Source organism: Bacillus sp. BB51/4, from assembly GCF_008368845.1.
GTDB classification, from domain to species: Bacteria; Bacillota; Bacilli; order Bacillales; family Bacillaceae_G; genus Bacillus_A; species Bacillus_A wiedmannii.
The window spans coordinates 185,802-206,651 of record NZ_QOSC01000013.1 but is presented as its reverse complement, the minus strand read 5'-3'; the positions used below and the strand labels follow the sequence as shown (position 1 = coordinate 206,651).

Below are 20,850 nucleotides of genomic sequence, written 5' to 3'. Positions count from 1 at the left end.
TGACATTTCACCTTCTATACAGTTTAAATAATTTTCATCCACTAAAATTCTATTCCATTCTTAATATTTTTAAGTACATAAATTTTTGTACAACTAAATTCAGATAATCTTTTAGGTATATCATTACCACATTAATTACCATAATCATATACTCAGAATGCTTTTTGATAGTTCAAATAGTATCCTTTCTCCTCAAAAGTTCCAAATATTCTTCTTTCAATTAAGTATAACCGTCTTCTTGTCACCTTCATCCAATGCCTTTATTAGACTCTCATACTCTATTTTGATTTACCAAAACTATACGCGCTCAGTAAAACATAACTGTTATCACAATAACTATTTTTTACTACCCCTTTACTCATATCCTCACAACATTTATCGTTCTCAAAATTCAATCAAAATATATTATTTTTAATTTATATACTCTTTTTCATAATTTACATATTCTTTTTTGGCACTTTGATTATTATCTTCTCTGGTATGATAATATGTTGAAATTTCTTGATTGCGTTTTATAAGCTTATCTTCTTTTCTTTCTTCATAATTTACCGATATTGTTATTTGTATTATTCTCATTTGATTTTCTTTTGTATCATTAGGCGTATTAAATTCAATCATCAATATTGCAGAATCAAATTTATCATATTTTAAATTTAACTTGTCATTTATTATGCTTTTAAACTGTAATTCAGTTAAATTATAGCTTATTATGCTCGGTTCACTACATCTTTTTGTATCTTCACTCGGTTTCAATTTACTAAGTTCATTTAATCCTCTAAACATTATTTTTACATATGAAACATCTATGCCTTGATTCTGGGCTATTGAACGAGATTTTTCATTTTTCAAATTTGTACTATAGACAGTTTCTTTTTTGTAATTTTGATTACTACCAACGTTTTTATCATTTTTTATATCAGTAGCAATCTTTTGAGTTGTTTTCCCATATAAGTCGTCTTCTTTCACATTATATACTCCATGGGTTGTTTGATATATTATCCTGCTATGTTCACCATCTTCTTTTTCTTCATAAGTACCTTCGCTAGTCTCTTCTTTCACATAAGCATACCCATCATCACTTGCAGACATTACCGTCTTCATATCACCTTCATCCAACGCCTTTACTAATCTCTCATACTCTATCTTCATCTCCCCAAAACCACATCCACTTAATAAACTTGCTACTATTGACAGAACTATCATCATCTTAGCTTTCTTCTTTAACTTCATACTGACACCCCGTTGATTTCTCTAGGCATTTTTAAATTCATTATGTTCCTTTTTGGAAAGTAATACATTTCACCTTTACTTATTGGTATTTATTTACTCATACAGATTATATTGAAGATACTTTAATTTTTAATAGCATCGATTTATATACAATCCTTAATTGCTTATATATTCTATTCGAATTTTCAGAAACCAAAACTTATTTTATTTCTTTGGCTTACTTTTTTCCCTCTCTTCATAAAGCTTTACCCTTTTCTGACGTTCCCTTTCGTGTTCCTCCCATGAAATATAAAATGATGGAAATTTAAATCTACAATAGGCTAATAATTGGAACTCTGCTGCCCCTATGGCTACCGCGTACATGATTAGAGTTCCTCCCGCATACAATCCTAAAATATTTAGTGTATAATCATTATGCACATAAATAAAAATGAGAAGAGTTAACACATAAAATACAGTACACTTTATTGCATTCCTCTTTGTTTTACTAAAAAATGAAGAGGATTCTTCTCCCGTACTAAATGCCCCTTTACTTGCCTGTCTAAAAGTATCAATAGTCGCTAAAATATGTAAAATGACTGCACCTAAAAATAATAACCCAACATACATTAATGTAATTTGATCAATTGAATAATTTGACATTCCTGGAATTATCAACATTGTAAATGTTATAGTGCCTAGCTGAAATGCATATAATAGTACCACAAGTGTTTGTAGTTTCTGTAATTTAAATGGCATCTTAGGAAACAGATAAATAATTAAAAAAATTACTTGAAGACTATAAAACACTAACTCAAGGCTAACAATTATTTTATCAAAGAGAGTCGGGTAATAACTCCAACCAAACCTTATTAACCCTCCAATAAGAAAAAACATTATTAAAGAAATAAAAAACATCGTTCCAAACATAAACCCTGTCGCCCAATCGGGACTTAAGCGATTCTTGCAAGTACTTTTAAATTCATTTAAATTTTCTTCTTTTATATTCCACATATAATTACACCATCTTTTCTAAAATCATGTAATAACCCTATATTTGTAAACAAACTAGGAATAAATAAATGTTTTGGTATTTCATATTAAACTAGCCTTTTTACTTTTTCTAATAAACATAAAATATAACAATAACATCGATATTAACCCTATCCCACCGCCCAACCCTCCTCCATATTCTTCTAGATATATGCAAAGAAATATACTAACAATAAAAAATATTATTCCAAAGATAACAATCCACTTCCCCAGAAACTCTGCTACTTTATATAGAATTAAAAAAATAAACATAATCCCGACAATAATAGGTGCTATTACACTTTCAAATAAACCTTTTTCTTTTTTTACAGCTTTAGAATCTTTATTCAAGATATTACATTCCTCCCTTTACTAGTTAATTTATGAATAATGTATTCATTCTATCTTCAATATAAGTTTACGAGTATCATTTATAACTTTCATTTCAGTTTTTGTTTCGCTTTTGTTCTTTCTCTCTTATTCTTTTTCTATTTGCTATAAATTCTTGGCGTTCCTTTTCATGTTGTTCCCACGTAATATTAAATGATGGGAATTTGAAACGACAATACACCAATAGGACGAATTCTGCTGATACTGCAGCGAATATATATAATATTATTGTTTGTGTCACATAAATTCCCATTTCATCAAATGCATAATTAAGGTTTAAAAAAATTAATACAAGTAGAACGATTACAATGATTGTCATTCCAATCAATAAATATAATTTCGTGTTAGTAAAAAACGAGACAGCCTTTCCTTCCAATTTATATCCTCCATGCTTTGCTTTTCTAAAAACATCGATCGTTGCTACAATGTGAGTACAGATTGCCCCTAATAGTATTAAACCAATATAAACCAATGTTTTATTGTCACATGGAAAGTCATATATTCCTTCAACAACCATAACTATGAAAGGTAATGTCGCTAACTGAAAAGCATAAAATATAGTTACGATCGTTTGTAGTTTCTGTAATTTAAAAGCAATCTTTTTAGACATGGATATTATTAAAAAAATGAACTCCAAAATATACAATTTCACTTCAGTTTGTACAACTATCTTCTCAAAAGGAGTTAGAGAAATCTTGTCACCGTTCAGTAAAAAAGCTAAAAACATAATAAGCATGGGTATAGAAGTATATGCCAAAACTCCCCCATAAAAGATTCTTATATAATCCGGACTTAATCTGTTTCTATTTTCAATTTCAAAAAGACCCATATCTTCTTCTCTTATATTCCACATTCAGCCTTTTCACCTTCTATATAGTTTAAATAATTCTCATACACTTAAATTCTATTTCACCCTTATTTACTTTTCGTTTTGGATTTTGTATTTTGCTTTCGAATTCTCCCACGCATTTTCTCATTCTCTTCCCACGTAATATTAAATGATTTAAATTTGAATCTACAGTACACCAATAGCTGGAATTCTGCTGCACCAACGGCTACTGTGTATAGTAAAACAGTACCTATTACATATCCAATAAAAGTATCAAACGCATAATCATTATGAAAATAAATCAAAATAAGAAGGATTAATACGTATATTAAAGCCCCTTTCATCATAGTTTCTTTTGTTTTACTAAAAAAGGAAGCGGATCTTTCATTCATACTAAACGCACCTTCACTTGCCTGTTTAAACGTATCAATCGTTGTCACAATATGAACAATCACTGCTCCTAAAAATAAGAAACCTACATATACTAATGTAATTCGATCAATTGTATAATCAGACATTCCAGGAAGAATTAGAGCCGTGAATAATATCGTACCTAATTGAAATGCATATAATAATACAACAAATGTTTGTAACTTTTGAAATTTAAATCGAGCTTTTGGAAATGAATATAGAATTAAAAAAATTATTTGTAAGCTATATAGCACAAGTTCCATTCTAACGATTGTTTTCTCAAAGAAAGTAGTATAATAGTCCCAACCAAACGTTACTAAAGTACCTATAAGAAAAAACATCATAACTGAAACGTACACTATTGTTCCTATCATAAAACCTAAAGCACCTTCTGGACTTAAACGCCTTCTACATATCATCCTAAACTTTTCTAAATTTTCTTCTTTTACATTCCACATCTAGTTACACACCTCTAGCTACTTTTTGGGTATATATCACTATGAATTACTTAATTTCTAAGTGAGATAGCTGACAACAACCAATCATCCTTTTTTACAATTTGAGTGATGCTTATTAAATTAAAAGCGATAATGCTTTATAGTGAACTTTCATAATCACTACCCCTTATACAATGTTTTAATTCTTCACAAATAGATTCTTCCACCATAAAAAAACAATCTATTACTATTATCATTTAAGTTTTTATTTTTCTTTTTTCTTTCTCTCTTATTCTTTTTCTATTTGCTATAAATTCTTGGCGTTCCTTTTCATGTTGTTCCCACGTAATATTAAATGATGGAAATTTAAAGCGACAATACACCAATAGGACGAATTCTGCTGATGCAACGGCAAATACATATAATATAATTGTTTGTAAAAAATAAAACACCATCGGCTTTAGCGCAAAACGAATACTTGCAAAGATTAATATCAATAGGACAACTATATAAATTACCATTCCAATTAACATCCAGAGTTTTGTATTAGTAAAAAATGAGACTGATTCCCCTTCTAACTTATAGCCTCCATATTTTGCTTTTTTAAAAGTATGGATTGTTATTACAATATGAGTAATTATCGCTCCTAATAATAATAGACCTACATAAAATACCGTTAGATTTTCACAAGAATATCCAAATATTGCTTCAATTAATACATACGCATAACCTACCGTTGCAACCTGAAACGAGTTAAAAACAATTAAAACGGCTTGTAACTTTTGTAATTTAAATCTTAATTTCGGAAATGAATAGATAATCAAAAAAAGGATTTGCAGAATATATAATGCTAACTCTACAGAAACAATTATTCGTTCAAAAGATTTTGGATAAGCCTCCCAACCAAGTTGTAAAAAACCCAAAACAATAAAAAACATCGGTAATGAAGCGTATACAAAAACTCCAACTAAAAAGGCCATTACACCATCAGGACTTAATCGGTTTTTATTTGTAATTTCGAAAAAACCTAAATCTTCTTCCTTTATTTTAAGCATTCATCTTTCCCCATTTCGACGCAAAACTTATTTTATTTCTTTAGTTTTCTTTTTTCCCTTCTCTTCATAAAGCTTTAGTCTTTTCTGACGTTCTCTTTCATGTTCCTCCCACGAAATATAAAATGACGGAAACTTAAATCTACAATAGACTAATAGTTGGAACTCAGCTGCGCCTATGGCCACCGCGTACAGTATAAGGGTCAATACAGAATACCAACCTATTTGCTCCATCGTATAATCATTATTAATATAAATTAAGATTAGGAGAGTTAATACATATAATATAGAGGCAATCATTAAAAAATCTTTTGTCTTACTAAAAAATGAAACTGAATTTTCCCACTTACTAAATGCGCCTTCGCTAGCTTGCTTAAAGGTATTAATTGTTGTAAAAATATGAATAATAAAAGCTCCTAACAATAATAAGGCTACATAAGTCAATGTAACACGATCATTTGAATAACCGAAAATACTCGAAACACCTACTGTTACAAATCCTATAGTCGCAAGTTGAAGTGTATATAACAATATAACCATAGCTTGTAACTTTTGTAATTTAAAACGAGCTTTTGGAAATAAATATACAATAAGAAAAATGATTTGTATGCTATACAAACATAACTCTATTTTAATAATTGTTTCATCTAGTAAACTAGGATATACGGACCAACCAAATTTCACCAAACCATAAATTACACCTAACATTATTAATGAGGTGTATATGATTGAACCTAACATAAAACCTACAGCAGCCTCAGGACTTAAACGATTTCTACATGTAATTCTAAATTCATCTAAATCTTCTTCTTTTATGTTCCACATTTGTTAACTCCACCTTTCCCCGAACTATAGTATATTACCAAAATATAGATGCAATTTTCTTAGTCACTGATTTTATACCTTTTTATTTTCATCGCCACTCTTAACCATCTCTTTTGTTGTACTGCGCCTTGTATTTTAAATATTCCTGTCTCGCATCTTGGTTATTATCCTGTTTTCTATTAAAATACGTTATTATTTGGAACATATTTTCTACTAATTTTCCATCCTCATTCTTTTCTTTAAAGTCTATATCTATCCTCATTTGCAAAATTTGTTTTGGATTTTTTGGGGCATCCAGGTGCAATACGATTGTTGCTCCATCAAATTCATCGTATTGTATCTTTAATTTATTATTAATAATATTTTTAAATTCAGATTCAGTTAGTCGATATCCCACTGAATTAGGCTGATCAAACTTTTTTATATCATCTTCAGGCTTCATCTTTAGTTTCCCTATCCCATTTAAACGATCTACAATTAAGTTCACGTATGAAACATCTAGATTTGAATCCGGACTTTTCACCTGTCCATTTTCATACTTAACATGAGTACTATAAATCGTTTCTTTTTTATAATTTTCATTTGTCCTTTTTCCCTTGTCTTTTTCTATATCAGTCGCAACTGTTTGTATCGCCTCTCCGTATAAACTTTTATCTTTTGTATTATATACACCTTCCGTAGTCTGACGAATTGTTTTACTGTGCTCTCCATCTTCTTTTTGCTCAAACGTACTATAAATACCTCTTTGGATCACATAAGCATACCCATCATCACTCGCAGACATAACCGTCTTCATATCACCTTCATCCAATGCCTTAATAAATGGCTCATACTCTACCTTTTCTTCAAAAAAACTACATGCTTGTAGTAGGCTGATTGTTATTATGATAGTAATCATTTTAGAAACCTTTTTTGTGTTCATTTCATCATCACACTACACTCTCTACATTTTCGATCAGATTATCTTCTAATCACTTTAATCACCTTACATAAGTAAATTTTCTTTTAGTAGTTCAAATACTCTCCTATAAATTATTACTTTTTCACCACCAAAACTTACAATACACACTTTCTTTATGCCTTACGTTTCGATTTACCTTTTTTATTTTTCTTTCGATATCTTGGAGTCTCTCTTTTATGTTGCTCCCATGAAATGTTAAATGACGGAAATTTAAACCTGCAATATACTAATAGCTGAAATTCAGCTGCACCGATGGCTATCGTATACATTAAAACAGTTCCTATTACATATCCAATAAAAGTATCAAATGCATAATCATTATGAAAATAAATCAAAATAAGAAGGATTAATGCGTATATTGAAGCAACTTTCATCATAGTTCCTTTTGTTTTACTAAAAAAGGACACGGATCTTTCATCCATACTAAACGCACCTTCACTTGCCTGTTTAAACGTATCAATCGTTGTCACAATATGAACAATCACTGCTCCAAAAAATAAGAAACCTACATATACTAATGTAATTCGATCAATTGTATAATCAGACATTCCAGGAAGAATTAGAGCCGTGAATAATATCGTACCTAATTGAAATGCATATAATAATACAACAAATGTTTGTAACTTTTGAAATTTAAATCGAGCTTTTGGAAATGAATATAGAATTAAAAAAATTATTTGTAAGCTATATAGCACAAGTTCCATTCTAACGATTGTTTTCTCAAAGAAAGTAGTATAATAGTCCCAACCAAACGTTACTAAAGTACCAATAAGAAAAAACATCATAACTGAAACGTACACTATTGTTCCTATCATAAAACCTAAAGCACCCTCAGGACTTAAACGGCTGCTACATGTTACTCGAAATCCATCTAAATCTTCTTCTTTTATGTTCCACATTCAGTTTTTCACCTTCTATACAGTTTAAATAATTTTCATTCAATAAAATCCCATTACATTCCTAACTTTTTAAGTACATTCATCTTTGTGTAACTATATTCAGATAATATTATCTCTATATTAATTACCGTACATAATCAGAATGCTTTTGATAGTTCAAATAGCCTTCTTTCTCCTCAAAAGCTCTAAATATTCTTCTCTCTTTCACTTAAGCATATCCCTCATACTCTATTTTTGTTTCCCCCGAAACTGCACTCACTTAGTAAAAACGTTACTGTCATCACAATTGTATCGAGATAATATAGCTCTTTAATTTTATCTTCAGAAAGGTGATAACCTCCCATCAACAATATGCTAGGAGGTTATTACAGTTATTTAAAATTTGTTTTTTATTTTAATGGATTCGATTTTTGCAAATAATAATGTTATTTAATTTGAGCAGCGAATATTAAAAACATGCTGCTTAATAACTCGTAATTAAGTCTTCCCCCTCATATCTAGGGTCTTTCCCAACTTTACCATCTTTTGTTTTGATAATTTTTAGTCTACCTAACCACTCTGCTCCGTTATATGTCTCTTCACTTACCCATACATTATGCTTTTTACCATCTACCTCAACTACTAATGTGGGGTGTGTAAACATGAATTCCTTCTCTACATGCCTACCTACAATTTCTGCATGTAATGATGTACCTTCTTCAACTAGTTTACTATTTTGATACCCTTCGATAATAGGTAATCCAATAAATACAAAGAATATCAGTCCAAATACGATTACTTTCTTCTTTGTACTCCATTTATTCTTTTCTTTCAATTCCTTCTGTCTCACTTCTCTTTCTTCGCGTTCATCCAAACTCTCATTTAAAGCATCTTCCCATGCCTTAACTTCCGCTTCGATTTCTGCTTCAGCTCTTGCTAGTTTTTCTAATTGTTCATCGGTTGCTACCATCTCATATGACTTATCTCTAACCAAACGAATTTCAGCACCATCTTCTTTTACTTTTCGCAAGTCTTTTTCTGTACAATTAAACTCTCGAATGATTTCCCCTTGTGTGTTTACCAGTCTAACGTAAATGTTTTTTTTCTCCTTCTTCTTAAACATCTGAACTCCCCCTTATTTGTTTCCTATCATAGATAACCCTATTGCAATTAAGAGAAAGAAAACGATAATAAGGAACGTCTTCCCTTTGCTTACCTGTGTTGTAGAACCTTCCAAGACAGCCCATATAAAAATTTGGAAAAGAAGAATACCTAGGAGAATATCAACTAACTTGTTGCTACTCTTCTTTAGTGGTTTTTCTTCTACTATCGGTTTTATCTGAACAGCTTCCTTTCTTATTTGTTTCGGTGTCTTTTTCTTGCGTCTATGATTCCCCAACTTACTCCTTTTAGAATAACTTTTTCCTAACTATAAAAATACCGAAATATCCCATTTTCATCGTATAGGATAAAATGATTTATTTCTTCACAAATAGATTTCCACCATAAAAAACAGTCTATGACTATTATTTACAAATGTTATTTCAACTTTTATTTTATTCTTTTTCTATTCGCTATAAATTCTTGACGTTCTTTTTCATGTTGTTCCCACGTAATACTAGATATTTAGATTCTTATTCAATCAAAAATAGACTTTCCTCTTTCCATGTTGGAAGAGGAAAGTCTATTTATTTCTAAATATATTATAGCCCTTGTTTTATTAATAATTGTTACTTATTATTTTCAGCCTTGTTCTTTATCGTTTTTACAAATTCATTTCGCCATATTTTAAAATTATGAGCAAATTTTCCTTCAATAGAATTTTTATACCCTTCAAATTTTACTTCTAAAATATCAAAGTCATTGAATAATTTATATGTCTCTGCCGTCAATCCTACTGGGTGTAATACCCCACCATAATCATAGAAAGTGTCTTCATCGAGAAGTATTCCTCTTGTAGTAATTACATACTCTACATCTTTTTCTTCCTCAGTACTCAACCTCACTACACTTCCTAAAGGCAAAACTTTCTCCATATAATCTTTCATATTAATTCACCGATCCTTTTAATACGATAATTTTCTCTTCTATTTTTTGTCGCCTTTTTTCTAATTGGCGGATACGATCAATAAAAGCATCACGTGTTTTACCTTGCAAACTATTATCAATACTACTTTCTAATCTTCTAATATCTCCTGTCAAGGATACAGCTGCTTTTTCAAGTTGCATAACAACGTTAATAATTTGATCTCGCCCACCACTGTCCGGAAATGTACTATGAACCCTCGACATTATCATATGTAAATCCATCCTCATACCCCCTTCCTTAACATTTATCAATAATAGGAAACCGAAGCTAACTCTTCATCTTTTGCTATCATAGAAATTACCGCATCTGTTACATCTTGACTTAACTCTTTTAAATCATTTGAAAGTTCGTTCACATCTCTGGAAATCTCTACTAATAATGAACGATTTAATCCTCTACTACCATCATTCATAAAATAGTTTAATAATGATTGGCGATGGCTTCTTACATAATCTCCAGCAATTGAAGCAATATTTGTATCAATTTCAAAGTCACCTTTAAATACATCTAAAATATCTTGAACAAGAGAAGATGCTACTTCTTTTGCAATTGCTATAATTTCATCACGGGATAAATAAAGAATGATGCATCCTACTAAAAAATCTACAGCTGCGTTAAATACTGATTCTAACACTTCAAGTACCTTTTCCTTACATTTTGCTAATTTATTCTCTATCCAATCCACAGCCGCATTCACCTGATTTCTAACTTCTTGTATAACTTCCTTACTAAATTTCAAAGCTTTTTTTCCTGTTTCTACACCTATACTTGCTATTTTTGTTGCTAGAGCACTAGTATCTCCCACTACTGTTATTGCAACTAGAATTGCACTGACTGGGGTTCCATTTACCACTAAATCCACTACAACTTCTTCTGTTGTACTTAATGTTTTTTTTCCAGTGATTCCTTTATATAGGTCCCCAGCAGATTCTGATATTTCTAAAAAACCAAATTTCCAATCAAATCCTGTTTCGCTAACCTTTTTCAATTTATCTATTGCTACATTCCCATTCCCAGAATAAAATTTTGGATCATATAAAAAAGAATGCCCTTCCCCATTTTCCATTTTATAAACCTGTCCAGGTATTACAAAATCTGCGGCTTTAATGGCGCCATACAAAGGATCATATTCATTTATAAGACTGCGGCAATTTTTCATATTGGTCCCGTATCCGTACTTAACCACATCTTTATTTAAAACAGGCGCAGGATTTAAAGCTAATACGTTTATATTATCTTCTTGATGTCTTAATGCAACTGTATTCGCTGCTCCGCCACCTAAAGAGTGCCCTAGTAAAGTTATCTTCTTTCCTTTATTATCCGCTTTGACTTTTTCATAAAATCTTTCCGCTTGACTATACTGAAACTCCGCTAATGACCCAAATATAGGTGAATTAGTTAAATTATGCAGTCCAATTGCTCCATCGGTTGCTAAATCGCCTATTTGACTCGGTTGCGTTCCAACGTAAACTATAAAAATTTCACCTGTATGGTTGTCTTTTAGAGCGTATGCCCCAAAACCAGTCTGAGGATGTTGATCATCCTCTGCTATTAGTTCGGCATCAAAGTTATCTTCTAGTCTTTTCTTATTTTTTCCTGAGTCTGGATTACTATAATCATCTTCTTTTTCATTAAAAGCATAAATATCAGCTGCTGCTAATCTTAATTTTCCTACATCACTGTTTATTTTAAATCTTTGGAGATCATTTGTACTATTCCCCACACTTATTCCCTCCTATTTTATACATTACCTATTATTCATATATTGTCTTTCATACTCCTCATATTTGTTTTTAGAATTTTCATTATTATCTTCTTTAGTATTTAAATAGATTGCTATTTTTTGATCATGTCTTATTAATTGACCTTCTTTATTCTTTTTTTCATACCCCATCGTTATGCTTATCGTAGTGAATTCCATAGGATTTTCTTTTGTATCTTTTGCCGAATTAAATTCCAATAATAATATTGCTTCATCAAATTTATCATAGTCCACCTTTAACTTATCATTAATTATTTCTTGAAATTCCGATTCAGTTAAGTAATATGTTACCTTGGATGGTTCACTAAATCTTTTTTTATCTTTTTTGGGTTTTAAACTATCTATTCCCTTCAATCTATCAAATATAAAATGAACATTCGAAACATCCAAACTTTGATCTGGACTTTTCAATTGATTATCTTCATATTTAATACTAGTTCTATATATAGTTTCTTCTTTTTTTTGCTCATTATTTAATGAACTAGCAATTTCTTGTAAAGTTGTCCCATAGAACCTTTTTTCTTTGATATTGTATACCGCTCCTGTCGTTTGATATACGACGTTAATGCGTTTATCATTTTCCGCCCAAAACGTACTATCCCTAACCTCTTCTTTCACATAAGCATACCCATCATCACTTGCAGACATAACAGTCTTCATGTCCCCTTCATCCAATGCCTTTACTAATCTCTCATACTCTATCTTTGTCTCCCCAAAACCACATCCACTTAATAAACTTGCCACTATTGACACGACTATCATCACCTTAGCTTTCTTCTTTAATTTCATACTGTCACCTCGTTAGTTACTCTAGGCATTTTTAGTTTCATTATGTTCCCTTTTTGATAGTAATACACTTCATCTTTACCTAATGGCGCTTCGTTGCTTATATATTTTATGTTGAAGATACTTTGATCATTTAATGGCATTGCGATAATTGCTGCTGTTAGCTTACTTCTCATTTTCATAGGTAGAGCTTCACGATTTCGGTCCATGTAGTCGTGGTGACCTGCTAATACAAAGTAAATACCTACTGTACGAGATAGATCAATTAAAGTCGCTGCATCCTCCATTTCTAAATAAACAAATTTACTAAACTCTTCAACATTTGTCATGATAATGAGTTGTTTTGTGAATGTAGGAATTTCTCTACCTTCTTGTCTTGCTTGTGCTAATTCAAAAGCTCGTTCGCGAATTACTTCCATCCAATACTTCGCATGCATATTTATTTCATTTTCGTCTACAATATAATGCGTCACATTATCTTTATATTGAACGAAACTATACTCTGCTGTATCCACTAACGTCACACTTTCAAAATAATCTTTATTCAATTGAGATAGGATGCTAGATACAATTTGTTTTCTCATACTATCATCTACACTATAAATCATTAAATGATCATTCACTGCAATATCATGAGCTACAACTTCTACGTTTGCAAAATCAAGTCCCATTGGAATTCTTGCTGCTTGTAGAGCTTTTGTAACGTCTTTATTTTTACGATAAGTAGCAATATCAATAATTTCTGGCATCATTGGAATTGCCTTCGGACGTTCTCCATCCCATTCTCGGTCCATATCATTTGCTTCTTGTTGTAATAATTGAATTTGTTGTAGTTCATCTTCTGCTTTCGTAGGCAATGCAGCCTGGAATAATGTAGGAGATTCTAGTTTTATTAACGCTCTTCCTGCTGTTTCTTCCACTTTTATATCAGATCTCCCTACAATACTAGCTACTTCACTTTGATCAATCATATATAGGCAAGTTTGGATTTTAATATTATTGTACAATTGAATTCTAAGTGCATTTTGTCGCCCTGCACTAATTAAGGTATGAATTCCTAAACTTGCACCATCTCGGACAATTTGCATAATTAGCATTTCAAAGCTTTCATAGAACTTCGCTTCTTTTACTGCATCATAATTATCAATTGCAATAATAATATGTGGTATTTCTTTCCCGCTTGCCTTTTCATACATTTCAATATTTGCAACGTCATATTCACTTAATAATCGTTTACGATTTTTCATTTCTTGAGTTAATCTTTCAACAAACTTTAAACATTTTTCTGATTCGTCAATTGTAATCGTATCCGCTACATGAGGTAATCCTTTTAAAGGTAGAAGACCATTTGTTCCAAGGTCCACTAAATACACATGCAAATGCTCCGGACTATGCTGACGAGCTACATCCATAATGACTGATTGTAAGAATGTTGATTTTCCGTAGCCTGGGCTTGAGAAGACCGCTACGTGTCCGTCTTTACTAATATCTAGTGTTAATGGTGTTTGTGATTGTAATTCAGGCTGATCTAGTAGACCAACTGTTGCTTTTAATGGTTTCTTTTCTTTCGTCCATGCTTCTTTGAACTGAATAGCGTGTAAGTCTTGTAAATATACGCTTTCTGGAAGTGGCGGTAACCACGGTCTAGCTAACGCTTCAATTTCATTTATTTCTGCGTAATCGTGAATGTAGTCAATAACAGCATCCAGTTCAGATGGTACGCTTATTACTTCTTTACTGCTACCAAGTCCACTTAAGTCTTCACTTAATATTTCATATTGTCCTAGATCATTTATTGCATAGATTGTTGCGTCTAAATGTTCTTTATCCTCTTTGTTTTCTACATAGTCTGCTCCGCTCCAAGCTGATTGGAATAGTTCATAAATTTCATTATTCCCAACTTGTAAGTACGCACGTCCTGGTAATGTAATTTCAGCAGCATCTGGTGTTTTTAAAATTTCATTACTATCTGATGTATTTTGCACTTTTAATGCTAATTTAAATTTCGAGTTACTCCAAATTTGATCATCTACAACACCGCTCGGTTTTTGCGTAGCTAATATTAAATGAATTCCGAGCGAACGACCGATACGTGCTGTTGAAACTAACTCTTTCATAAATTCTGGTTGTTCTGACTTCAGTTCCGCGAATTCATCACTAATTAAAAATAGATGTGGCATCGGTTCACTTACTAAACCTTCTTTATACAGTTTTTGATACTGATTAATATGGTTTACATCATTTTCCCCAAATAATCGTTGTCTTTTCTGTAATTCAGCTTTAATTGATGCGAGCGCTCTCATACTTTGTGCTCCATCTAAGTTCGTAATTGTTCCTAATAAATGCGGTAAGTTTTTGAATAAATTCGCCATACCGCCGCCTTTATAGTCAATTAGTAGAAAGGCTACTTCGTAAGGATGGAAATTGACTGCTAGAGATAAAATATACGATTGTATAATTTCCGACTTACCTGAACCTGTTGTACCTGCTATTAACCCGTGTGGTCCGTGTGCTTTTTCGTGTAAGTTTAAGTTTACGATATCTTCTTTACCACGTAATCCAAGTGGTACAGCTAAAGATTTATGTGCAGCATTTTTCTCCCAGCGACTTGTGATATTCAGTTCTTTTACTTTCTCAACACCGTACATTTCTAAAAATGTTACACTTTCTGGGATACTATTTTTCAAGTTTTGCAAATGATTTAACGGTGCTAATGCTCGTGAAACATCTTCTAAATTGAACCCTTTCGGTACGTGATTTAATTTAAATTGACGGTTTACAAGCTCTCCCTGTTCTAAGATGATGTTCCCTTGTTTTGCATCTCTTATGTCTATTACCGTTTTCACATGCTCTGGTAAACTTTGCATAACATCTTGTACAAATACAAGTGATACACCTAATTGACTCGGATCATCATTAAAGAATTCCATAACAACATGGTCTAGTATTAGTTTTTCATCTGTAATGAGAACGACATAGTGCGGTGCAAAGTACATTTTTTCATTCGTTGAACTTTTTTCATCTAGTTTTAATTTTCGTTCTTTTAATATTTGATACAAACTATTTAACACTTGATCACGGCTACGATCATGATATACAAATCCGCGTACATTTATATCGCGAACACTTCCATGAGGTAACCAGCGCATCCAATCCCATTTTTCTTTTTCTTCTTCAGGAAAAATAGTAATAAACTGCAAGTCATAATAACTATGGAATAATGCGGTTTGTACAACTAATAATTGTAATTGCTCTAACACTAAAGAGCGTTGTCCAATATAGCCAACCGGTCCATTTATCAAATCTGTTACAACAGGTACATCTTCCAATGATAGATAACGCTGTCTTAGTTCACGTGCTATATCAATTAATTCATCTTTCGTTTGACTAAATTCTTCTTCATTAAATTGGATTTCAAAACTTGTATTAGCTTGTCCTGTTCCAACGCTAAATGTTAAGAAATCATGATGTAGCATTGTTTTTTCATATATACGTGGATTTACTTGCATAGCCATATTACGTATCACTTCAACATTTGGATTATGATATTGTAATGCATGACGTTGCTTTTCACTTTCTGCATGTAAATCTTTCGTTTTTTGTTTGATATACTCTCTATAACTTTTATCACGTTCCACAATGTCAATTTTATATTGCTTTAAATTTTTTATATAAGATGTGACAGAAACAATAATCGTTACTAATGTCATCGCAATCGATGCAATAATAAACATTCCATATTTCATAAAGATAGCAAGTAATACTGTTACGACAATCATGACAAGAGATGGTGCAATGATTCTTGCCAAATGCTCAGTCGGTTTTGACGGCATACTTGAAGGTTTTGCAATTGTCATTTTCTCTTCTGGTTCACGGTAAATAATACGTGGTGAACGATGATAGTCTGGATAACCACTTTGATAATTCGTTTCTGATTCTACTAAAATAGGTAACGTAGATTTAATGTTCTCTTCTGAAGACAATACTTGAATATCTTCACTGCCTATCTCTACTAAAACACCATCAAAATATAATACGTCTCCTGCTTCTAACATAACGCTACCTTTTAACTTCGTATAATTATGAAATACATCCCCGTCATATACGTTCACTTTAAAAGAATCGTACAACGTTTCACGAGATAACATTAAATCCACATTCGTTCCGGTAATAGAAATATCATCATAACTGTTTTGACTCAATGTAAGAGAATGTTTCGTTCCGATATCAAACACTTTAGTTGTACCAATAATAGATATAAAGATTTTCAAGCTCACATCTTTAGTTTTTCCAATCTCAAATTCCTTATTGAACTCTATTAATTGATTTTGTACCATCCAAGCATTTACTTCATTATTCCACTTTAACTCTACTTCTTGTTCTAAACTTGGATTCGTAATATCATTTGTCCACTCTTTTCCAATCGACACTATTGATTGCTCATTTGGATGTAATGTGCACTTATATATTTTGTCTCCATAAGTCAATACTAATAGTTGCTCCATCCGTGTTCACTGCTCCTTTTCAACTGTCTCATCAAGTGCTTACTCTTTTTTCTCTGTGTTCGACGAGTCTTTATCGTTTGATGCATCGCCATATTTCTTTTTATACTCATTTAATTGTTGCTCATATGTTTTTAATTTTTGATCACGCTCTTCTCCTGATAAATCCGGATTATTTTTCAGTGATTCAATTTGTTTAACAAGGCCGTACATAATAAGCTGAGGATCATCAAGTATCTTAGCTAAATCTAATGATTTATCAAAATCACCTTTTCCGTTATACATCCAATACAACAAATACTTTTCATCACTTTTCAAACTAATATTTTTCATAATTGACTTCTTTTGATCTTCGCCTAGTTTTTCAGCTGTAATGTATGCAAATGCTAACTCATATTTAGATGCAATCGGTAATGATTCAAATTCCTCTTCATTTAATTGCGTAATTACTTTGTCATAATCAGTTGCTATGAAACTCACATTTGCTTCTAATAATTTATTTTGATAAGGAAATTTTATAAAAGTGAAATATATTAAAGGAGCAGCTAAAATAACTGTCGCCGCTATGAAGGAAAAAGCTAAGTATTTAAATGATTTATAGCTCTTTTTAGGTACTAACTGCATATTTTTTTCTGTTTTTGTTTGTTCCTTCTCAAAGCTGTCATCAAGAAACTGCAGTAATGCATCTAAACTTTCCATTTGAGCAACTGTCTGTTCAAATGTTGTTTCTTTTGCATCTTTTAGTAACCCAGCATATAAATCATCAAAATTGTGCTTTTCGGAGAATAAAGCAATAATTAGACACTTGTATTGCGTTAAAAATTGCTCTTCTAACAACGGGGTTGGTGGAACAATATCTCGAATTCCTCTATGTATAATACTTGGCATTAAATTCGCATTAAAAACTATATTGTCTGGATGTAAAAAGAACGTAATTCGTTTATTTAAATATTTACGAAATTGCGCAACATTTCGAAGCAGTCTCAATTTCTCATTTCTTCCAAAACGGCCAAGGTCGTCCCACTTATATAATTTTTTGTCGACTTGAAATAGAAACGTAAACATATCATCCATTTCTTCTATCGTTAATGGTACAAAGTCAGATGATGCGCCCGTAATTATATCGAATTGACGGAAGTCTTTTATACGTGTTTGAGATTTTGTCATCTCCAATTTCCAATTTTCTTTTTCTATTTGAAATTGATAGTTCATTGCATCAATTTGAATTGTTTTTTCCGTCATGTTTATCCTCTTCTCCTTTTCTTTATAACCAGTAATAACTTATTTTCAAAAAACTACAAGTAAGAAATATTCTTTATAAAACTTGTAAAATATCTCCGTCTGTTATTTGGTGATCAATTAAACGATCATTATCTGTTAAAACAATTGACTTATTTTTCACTTTCATTACAAAATGTGAACCTTCATGATTATCAATCTTTAACGTATCTAATAAGTTTTTCAATAAATATTTAATAGATTGATGATTCGGAATACGCAAATCATATGTATTTCCATTCCATTTACTAAAATCTACCGTTACATTAATATGCGTTTGTATTGCCATTACTTTACCTCCAACTTTTCCGAAGAACCGTATAAATACCGATGCAAATAAGTAAAACACTGCCGCCTAACAATATGATTATTGTTGTACTGATTGGCTTTTCATTCATTGTTTGATTACTCGCTACTTCATCAGCGCTTTTTCTTACAACGTATTCACTGCTAAATAAACTATTTTTCGTATCTTTAACACGAGTATTTTCTTTTTGTTTTATAAAAAGAGAATCTCTTAAGGATTCCATCTCTTTTTGTTCTTTCTTTTTCTTTTTTTGAATTTCTTCTTCTATATCTTTATTAAATAACTCAATTGATGCTTTATCTAATTCTGTTTCCTTATGTTCCTTTTTATTTTTTTCTTGGTCTTTATCTTCAAAGCGGTCTACTTTAAACTGAATCTTTCCATCATCACCAAGATAACTGTCCGCCGCGCTCCTAATCGGTAGCGCGACAAACAGTAAAAGGAAACAAATAAATGATAACTTAACCACTATGCTCCATTGTTTGATCATTTACTTCTTTTTCCTCCCATTTCTTGTGCCATACAAATAGATTACTAACTAATCCTATAATGGCAATTACAAACAATACGATAAAAATAACTTTTCCTGTATCTTTACCGCTAATAAAATCATTTAGAAAACCTTCTATATATTGAAGCGGTGAAAATTGACGCAATTTACCTACAGAAGACATTTGGTCTACTTTACTTCCAACTGCTTCAGTTAAAAATAGATACATACTTAAAAATACTAATAAGATAAACATCCCTACCATTTTTATTTGTCGTAGTAAGTATGTTGAAACTAATACGAACGCCATCATAATGATTGTGATAAATGCAATCCATAGTAAACTTTGATCCTGACCGAATTTTAAAAGACGGCCTGAAATGATTCCTATACTGATTCCTTCCACAATCGATATTCCAAATGCTACTACTGTAGTTGGTACATTCATATCAATTAAAGAGAATCTCTCTTCAAAATGATCTGATTGCGTTCGTTTCTTTTCTTGATTCGCAATTGCATATGCTGTAAATAACGCAACAATGAAACAAGTTAATACGATTAAGTATGGTGTAAAAGCATTACCAGCTACAATTACCCCATCATTTTGTTTCTGAACTGGACTAGATAAAAACTCATATAGCATCTCATTTTGACGATCTCCAATACGACTATTCGCCAAAATCTTCGTAAAGTTTTTCGAGAATGCTTTATCATCTTCCATTTTCTTCGTAAAATCATTTAATAAGGAATCTGCTTTCGAAACAATTGTCGTTCCGCTGTCTTGAATTTCTTTTGCTTGTCCATTAATTTGGTCAAATGTTTTATACACATCATCTGATGTCGCTAAACTATGCTTTGAACTCTCTACTAATGACTGAGTTTGCATCGTTAAAGATTTAATACCAGAGTCTAACGATAGTACAGCTGTTTGCTCACCTGCATTATTAGTCGTTAATACTTGTTGTTCTTCAGCTAACTTTAAGCTACTCTCACGCCATTTCGCTAAACCTTTTACATACTCTCCTAAATTTTGATTCATACTAGTTGCTTGCTGCATCGTTTCATTTAATTTCTCCGCTAGTAGCATTGAATTTTGATCTGCACTAGTAATGAGCTGTTGGTAAGAGTCTATTTTTTGTTTTAAACCTGTCATATCTTGCTTTACTTCACTCGTAATACTAGCTGAAACAAGATTTGAAATTAAGTCAATTAAGCTTTGTTTATTTAATACGTAATACAAAGATTGTTCAGTTGCAATTGTATCTAAACTTCCCTCTTCTAGCTTAGGACCTACATCTTTCGTTCTTAAATCAATCCCATAATACATTTCGTAAAGGCTCATTAAACCTTGATAACTTTCAACTGTATCTACTGCTTCTTTTATTAATACATTAGATATATTTTTTGTTAATACTTCTGTTTTTTGATGTACAACTTGATTCGTTGTACTTTCAATAGTTTTTGAGTTACCACCATTATCCGTTCCTGTTCCGCCTCCTGGATTTCCTCCTGGATCTGTTCCCGTTCCGCCTCCTGGGTTTCCTCCTGGATCTGTTCCCGTTCCGCCTCCTGGGTTTCCTCCTGGATAGGCTCGTGTTCCCCCTCCTGGCCG

General features: G+C 31.7%; 18 protein-coding genes and 4 pseudogenes (1 of these 22 cut by a window edge). All 22 read right to left on the bottom strand.

The annotated features are described in order from the left end of the window. Positions 1–225 precede the first annotated feature (225 nt). Positions 226–319 (bottom strand): annotated as a pseudogene (locus tag DN392_RS31255) (DUF3952 domain-containing protein); the annotation flags it as partial. A 92-nt stretch (positions 320–411) separates the two neighbouring features. Next, the gene (locus tag DN392_RS18265) at positions 412–1,230 is read right to left on the bottom strand and encodes a DUF3952 domain-containing protein (protein ID WP_061672528.1); all 819 of its coding nucleotides are present in this window, start codon (positions 1,228–1,230) and stop codon (positions 412–414) included. 204 nt (positions 1,231–1,434) lie between these two features. Then, positions 1,435–2,223 carry a hypothetical protein gene (locus DN392_RS18260; protein WP_061672529.1) on the bottom strand — a complete coding sequence of 263 codons (789 nt, stop codon included), beginning with the start codon at positions 2,221–2,223 and terminating at the stop codon, positions 1,435–1,437. A gap of 81 nt (positions 2,224–2,304) precedes the next feature. Beyond that, positions 2,305–2,592, bottom strand: a complete 288-nt coding sequence (locus DN392_RS18255; protein ID WP_061672530.1) for a hypothetical protein — start codon at positions 2,590–2,592, stop codon at positions 2,305–2,307. 94 nt (positions 2,593–2,686) lie between these two features. Further along, a complete protein-coding gene (locus DN392_RS18250) occupies positions 2,687–3,484 on the bottom strand; it encodes a hypothetical protein (protein ID WP_061672531.1) in 798 nt (265 codons plus the stop codon). Positions 3,485–3,546: 62 nt separating this feature from the next. Then, positions 3,547–4,329 carry a hypothetical protein gene (locus tag DN392_RS18245; protein WP_046959251.1) on the bottom strand — a complete coding sequence of 261 codons (783 nt, stop codon included), beginning with the start codon at positions 4,327–4,329 and terminating at the stop codon, positions 3,547–3,549. Between the two features lie 236 nt (positions 4,330–4,565). After that, positions 4,566–5,363, bottom strand: a complete 798-nt coding sequence (locus tag DN392_RS18240; protein WP_088321660.1) for a hypothetical protein — start codon at positions 5,361–5,363, stop codon at positions 4,566–4,568. A gap of 27 nt (positions 5,364–5,390) precedes the next feature. Further along, on the bottom strand, positions 5,391–6,185 hold the full coding sequence (locus tag DN392_RS18235; protein WP_088321659.1) for a hypothetical protein: 795 nt from the start codon (positions 6,183–6,185) through the stop codon (positions 5,391–5,393). Positions 6,186–6,285: 100 nt separating this feature from the next. Further along, on the bottom strand, positions 6,286–7,107 hold the full coding sequence (locus DN392_RS18230; RefSeq protein ID WP_064056640.1) for a DUF3952 domain-containing protein: 822 nt from the start codon (positions 7,105–7,107) through the stop codon (positions 6,286–6,288). Between the two features lie 152 nt (positions 7,108–7,259). After that, complete coding sequence (locus DN392_RS18225; protein ID WP_064056639.1) at positions 7,260–8,045, bottom strand: hypothetical protein; 786 nt, start codon at positions 8,043–8,045, stop codon at positions 7,260–7,262. A gap of 463 nt (positions 8,046–8,508) precedes the next feature. Next, positions 8,509–9,147 (bottom strand): hypothetical protein, encoded by a 639-nt coding sequence (locus tag DN392_RS18220; RefSeq protein WP_071742914.1) that lies wholly within the window; start codon positions 9,145–9,147, stop codon positions 8,509–8,511. A gap of 12 nt (positions 9,148–9,159) precedes the next feature. Further along, on the bottom strand, positions 9,160–9,423 hold the full coding sequence (locus DN392_RS18215) for a hypothetical protein (RefSeq protein WP_061673124.1): 264 nt from the start codon (positions 9,421–9,423) through the stop codon (positions 9,160–9,162). A gap of 331 nt (positions 9,424–9,754) precedes the next feature. Further along, positions 9,755–10,072 (bottom strand): DUF4176 domain-containing protein, encoded by a 318-nt coding sequence (locus DN392_RS18210; RefSeq protein WP_000656387.1) that lies wholly within the window; start codon positions 10,070–10,072, stop codon positions 9,755–9,757. A 1-nt stretch (position 10,073) separates the two neighbouring features. Next, on the bottom strand, positions 10,074–10,334 hold the full coding sequence (locus tag DN392_RS18205; protein WP_000363091.1) for a hypothetical protein: 261 nt from the start codon (positions 10,332–10,334) through the stop codon (positions 10,074–10,076). A 26-nt stretch (positions 10,335–10,360) separates the two neighbouring features. Next, the gene (locus tag DN392_RS18200; RefSeq protein ID WP_061673125.1) at positions 10,361–11,836 is read right to left on the bottom strand and encodes an alpha/beta hydrolase family protein; all 1,476 of its coding nucleotides are present in this window, start codon (positions 11,834–11,836) and stop codon (positions 10,361–10,363) included. Between the two features lie 24 nt (positions 11,837–11,860). Beyond that, positions 11,861–12,664 (bottom strand): DUF3952 domain-containing protein, encoded by an 804-nt coding sequence (locus DN392_RS18195; RefSeq protein WP_061673126.1) that lies wholly within the window; start codon positions 12,662–12,664, stop codon positions 11,861–11,863. Further along, a pseudogene (gene essC, locus DN392_RS18190) lies at positions 12,661–16,890 on the bottom strand (type VII secretion protein EssC); the annotation flags it as partial. The pseudogene essC and the gene DN392_RS18195, both read right to left, overlap by 4 nt. Next, a pseudogene (locus DN392_RS31395) lies at positions 16,885–17,166 on the bottom strand (FtsK/SpoIIIE N-terminal domain-containing protein); the annotation flags it as partial. The pseudogenes DN392_RS31395 and essC, both read right to left, overlap by 6 nt. A gap of 39 nt (positions 17,167–17,205) precedes the next feature. Further along, positions 17,206–18,405: a type VII secretion protein EssB gene (gene essB, locus DN392_RS18185; RefSeq protein ID WP_000137022.1), complete on the bottom strand. Its 1,200-nt coding sequence runs from the start codon at positions 18,403–18,405 to the stop codon at positions 17,206–17,208. Between the two features lie 73 nt (positions 18,406–18,478). Next, positions 18,479–18,730: an EsaB/YukD family protein gene (locus DN392_RS18180; RefSeq protein WP_001007572.1), complete on the bottom strand. Its 252-nt coding sequence runs from the start codon at positions 18,728–18,730 to the stop codon at positions 18,479–18,481. A gap of 4 nt (positions 18,731–18,734) precedes the next feature. Beyond that, the gene (gene essA / locus DN392_RS18175) at positions 18,735–19,238 is read right to left on the bottom strand and encodes a type VII secretion protein EssA (RefSeq protein WP_000595665.1); all 504 of its coding nucleotides are present in this window, start codon (positions 19,236–19,238) and stop codon (positions 18,735–18,737) included. Then, positions 19,210–20,850: pseudogene (gene esaA / locus DN392_RS18170) on the bottom strand (type VII secretion protein EsaA) (it continues 1,982 nt past the right edge of the window). Before esaA ends, essA begins: the two are co-directional and overlap by 29 nt.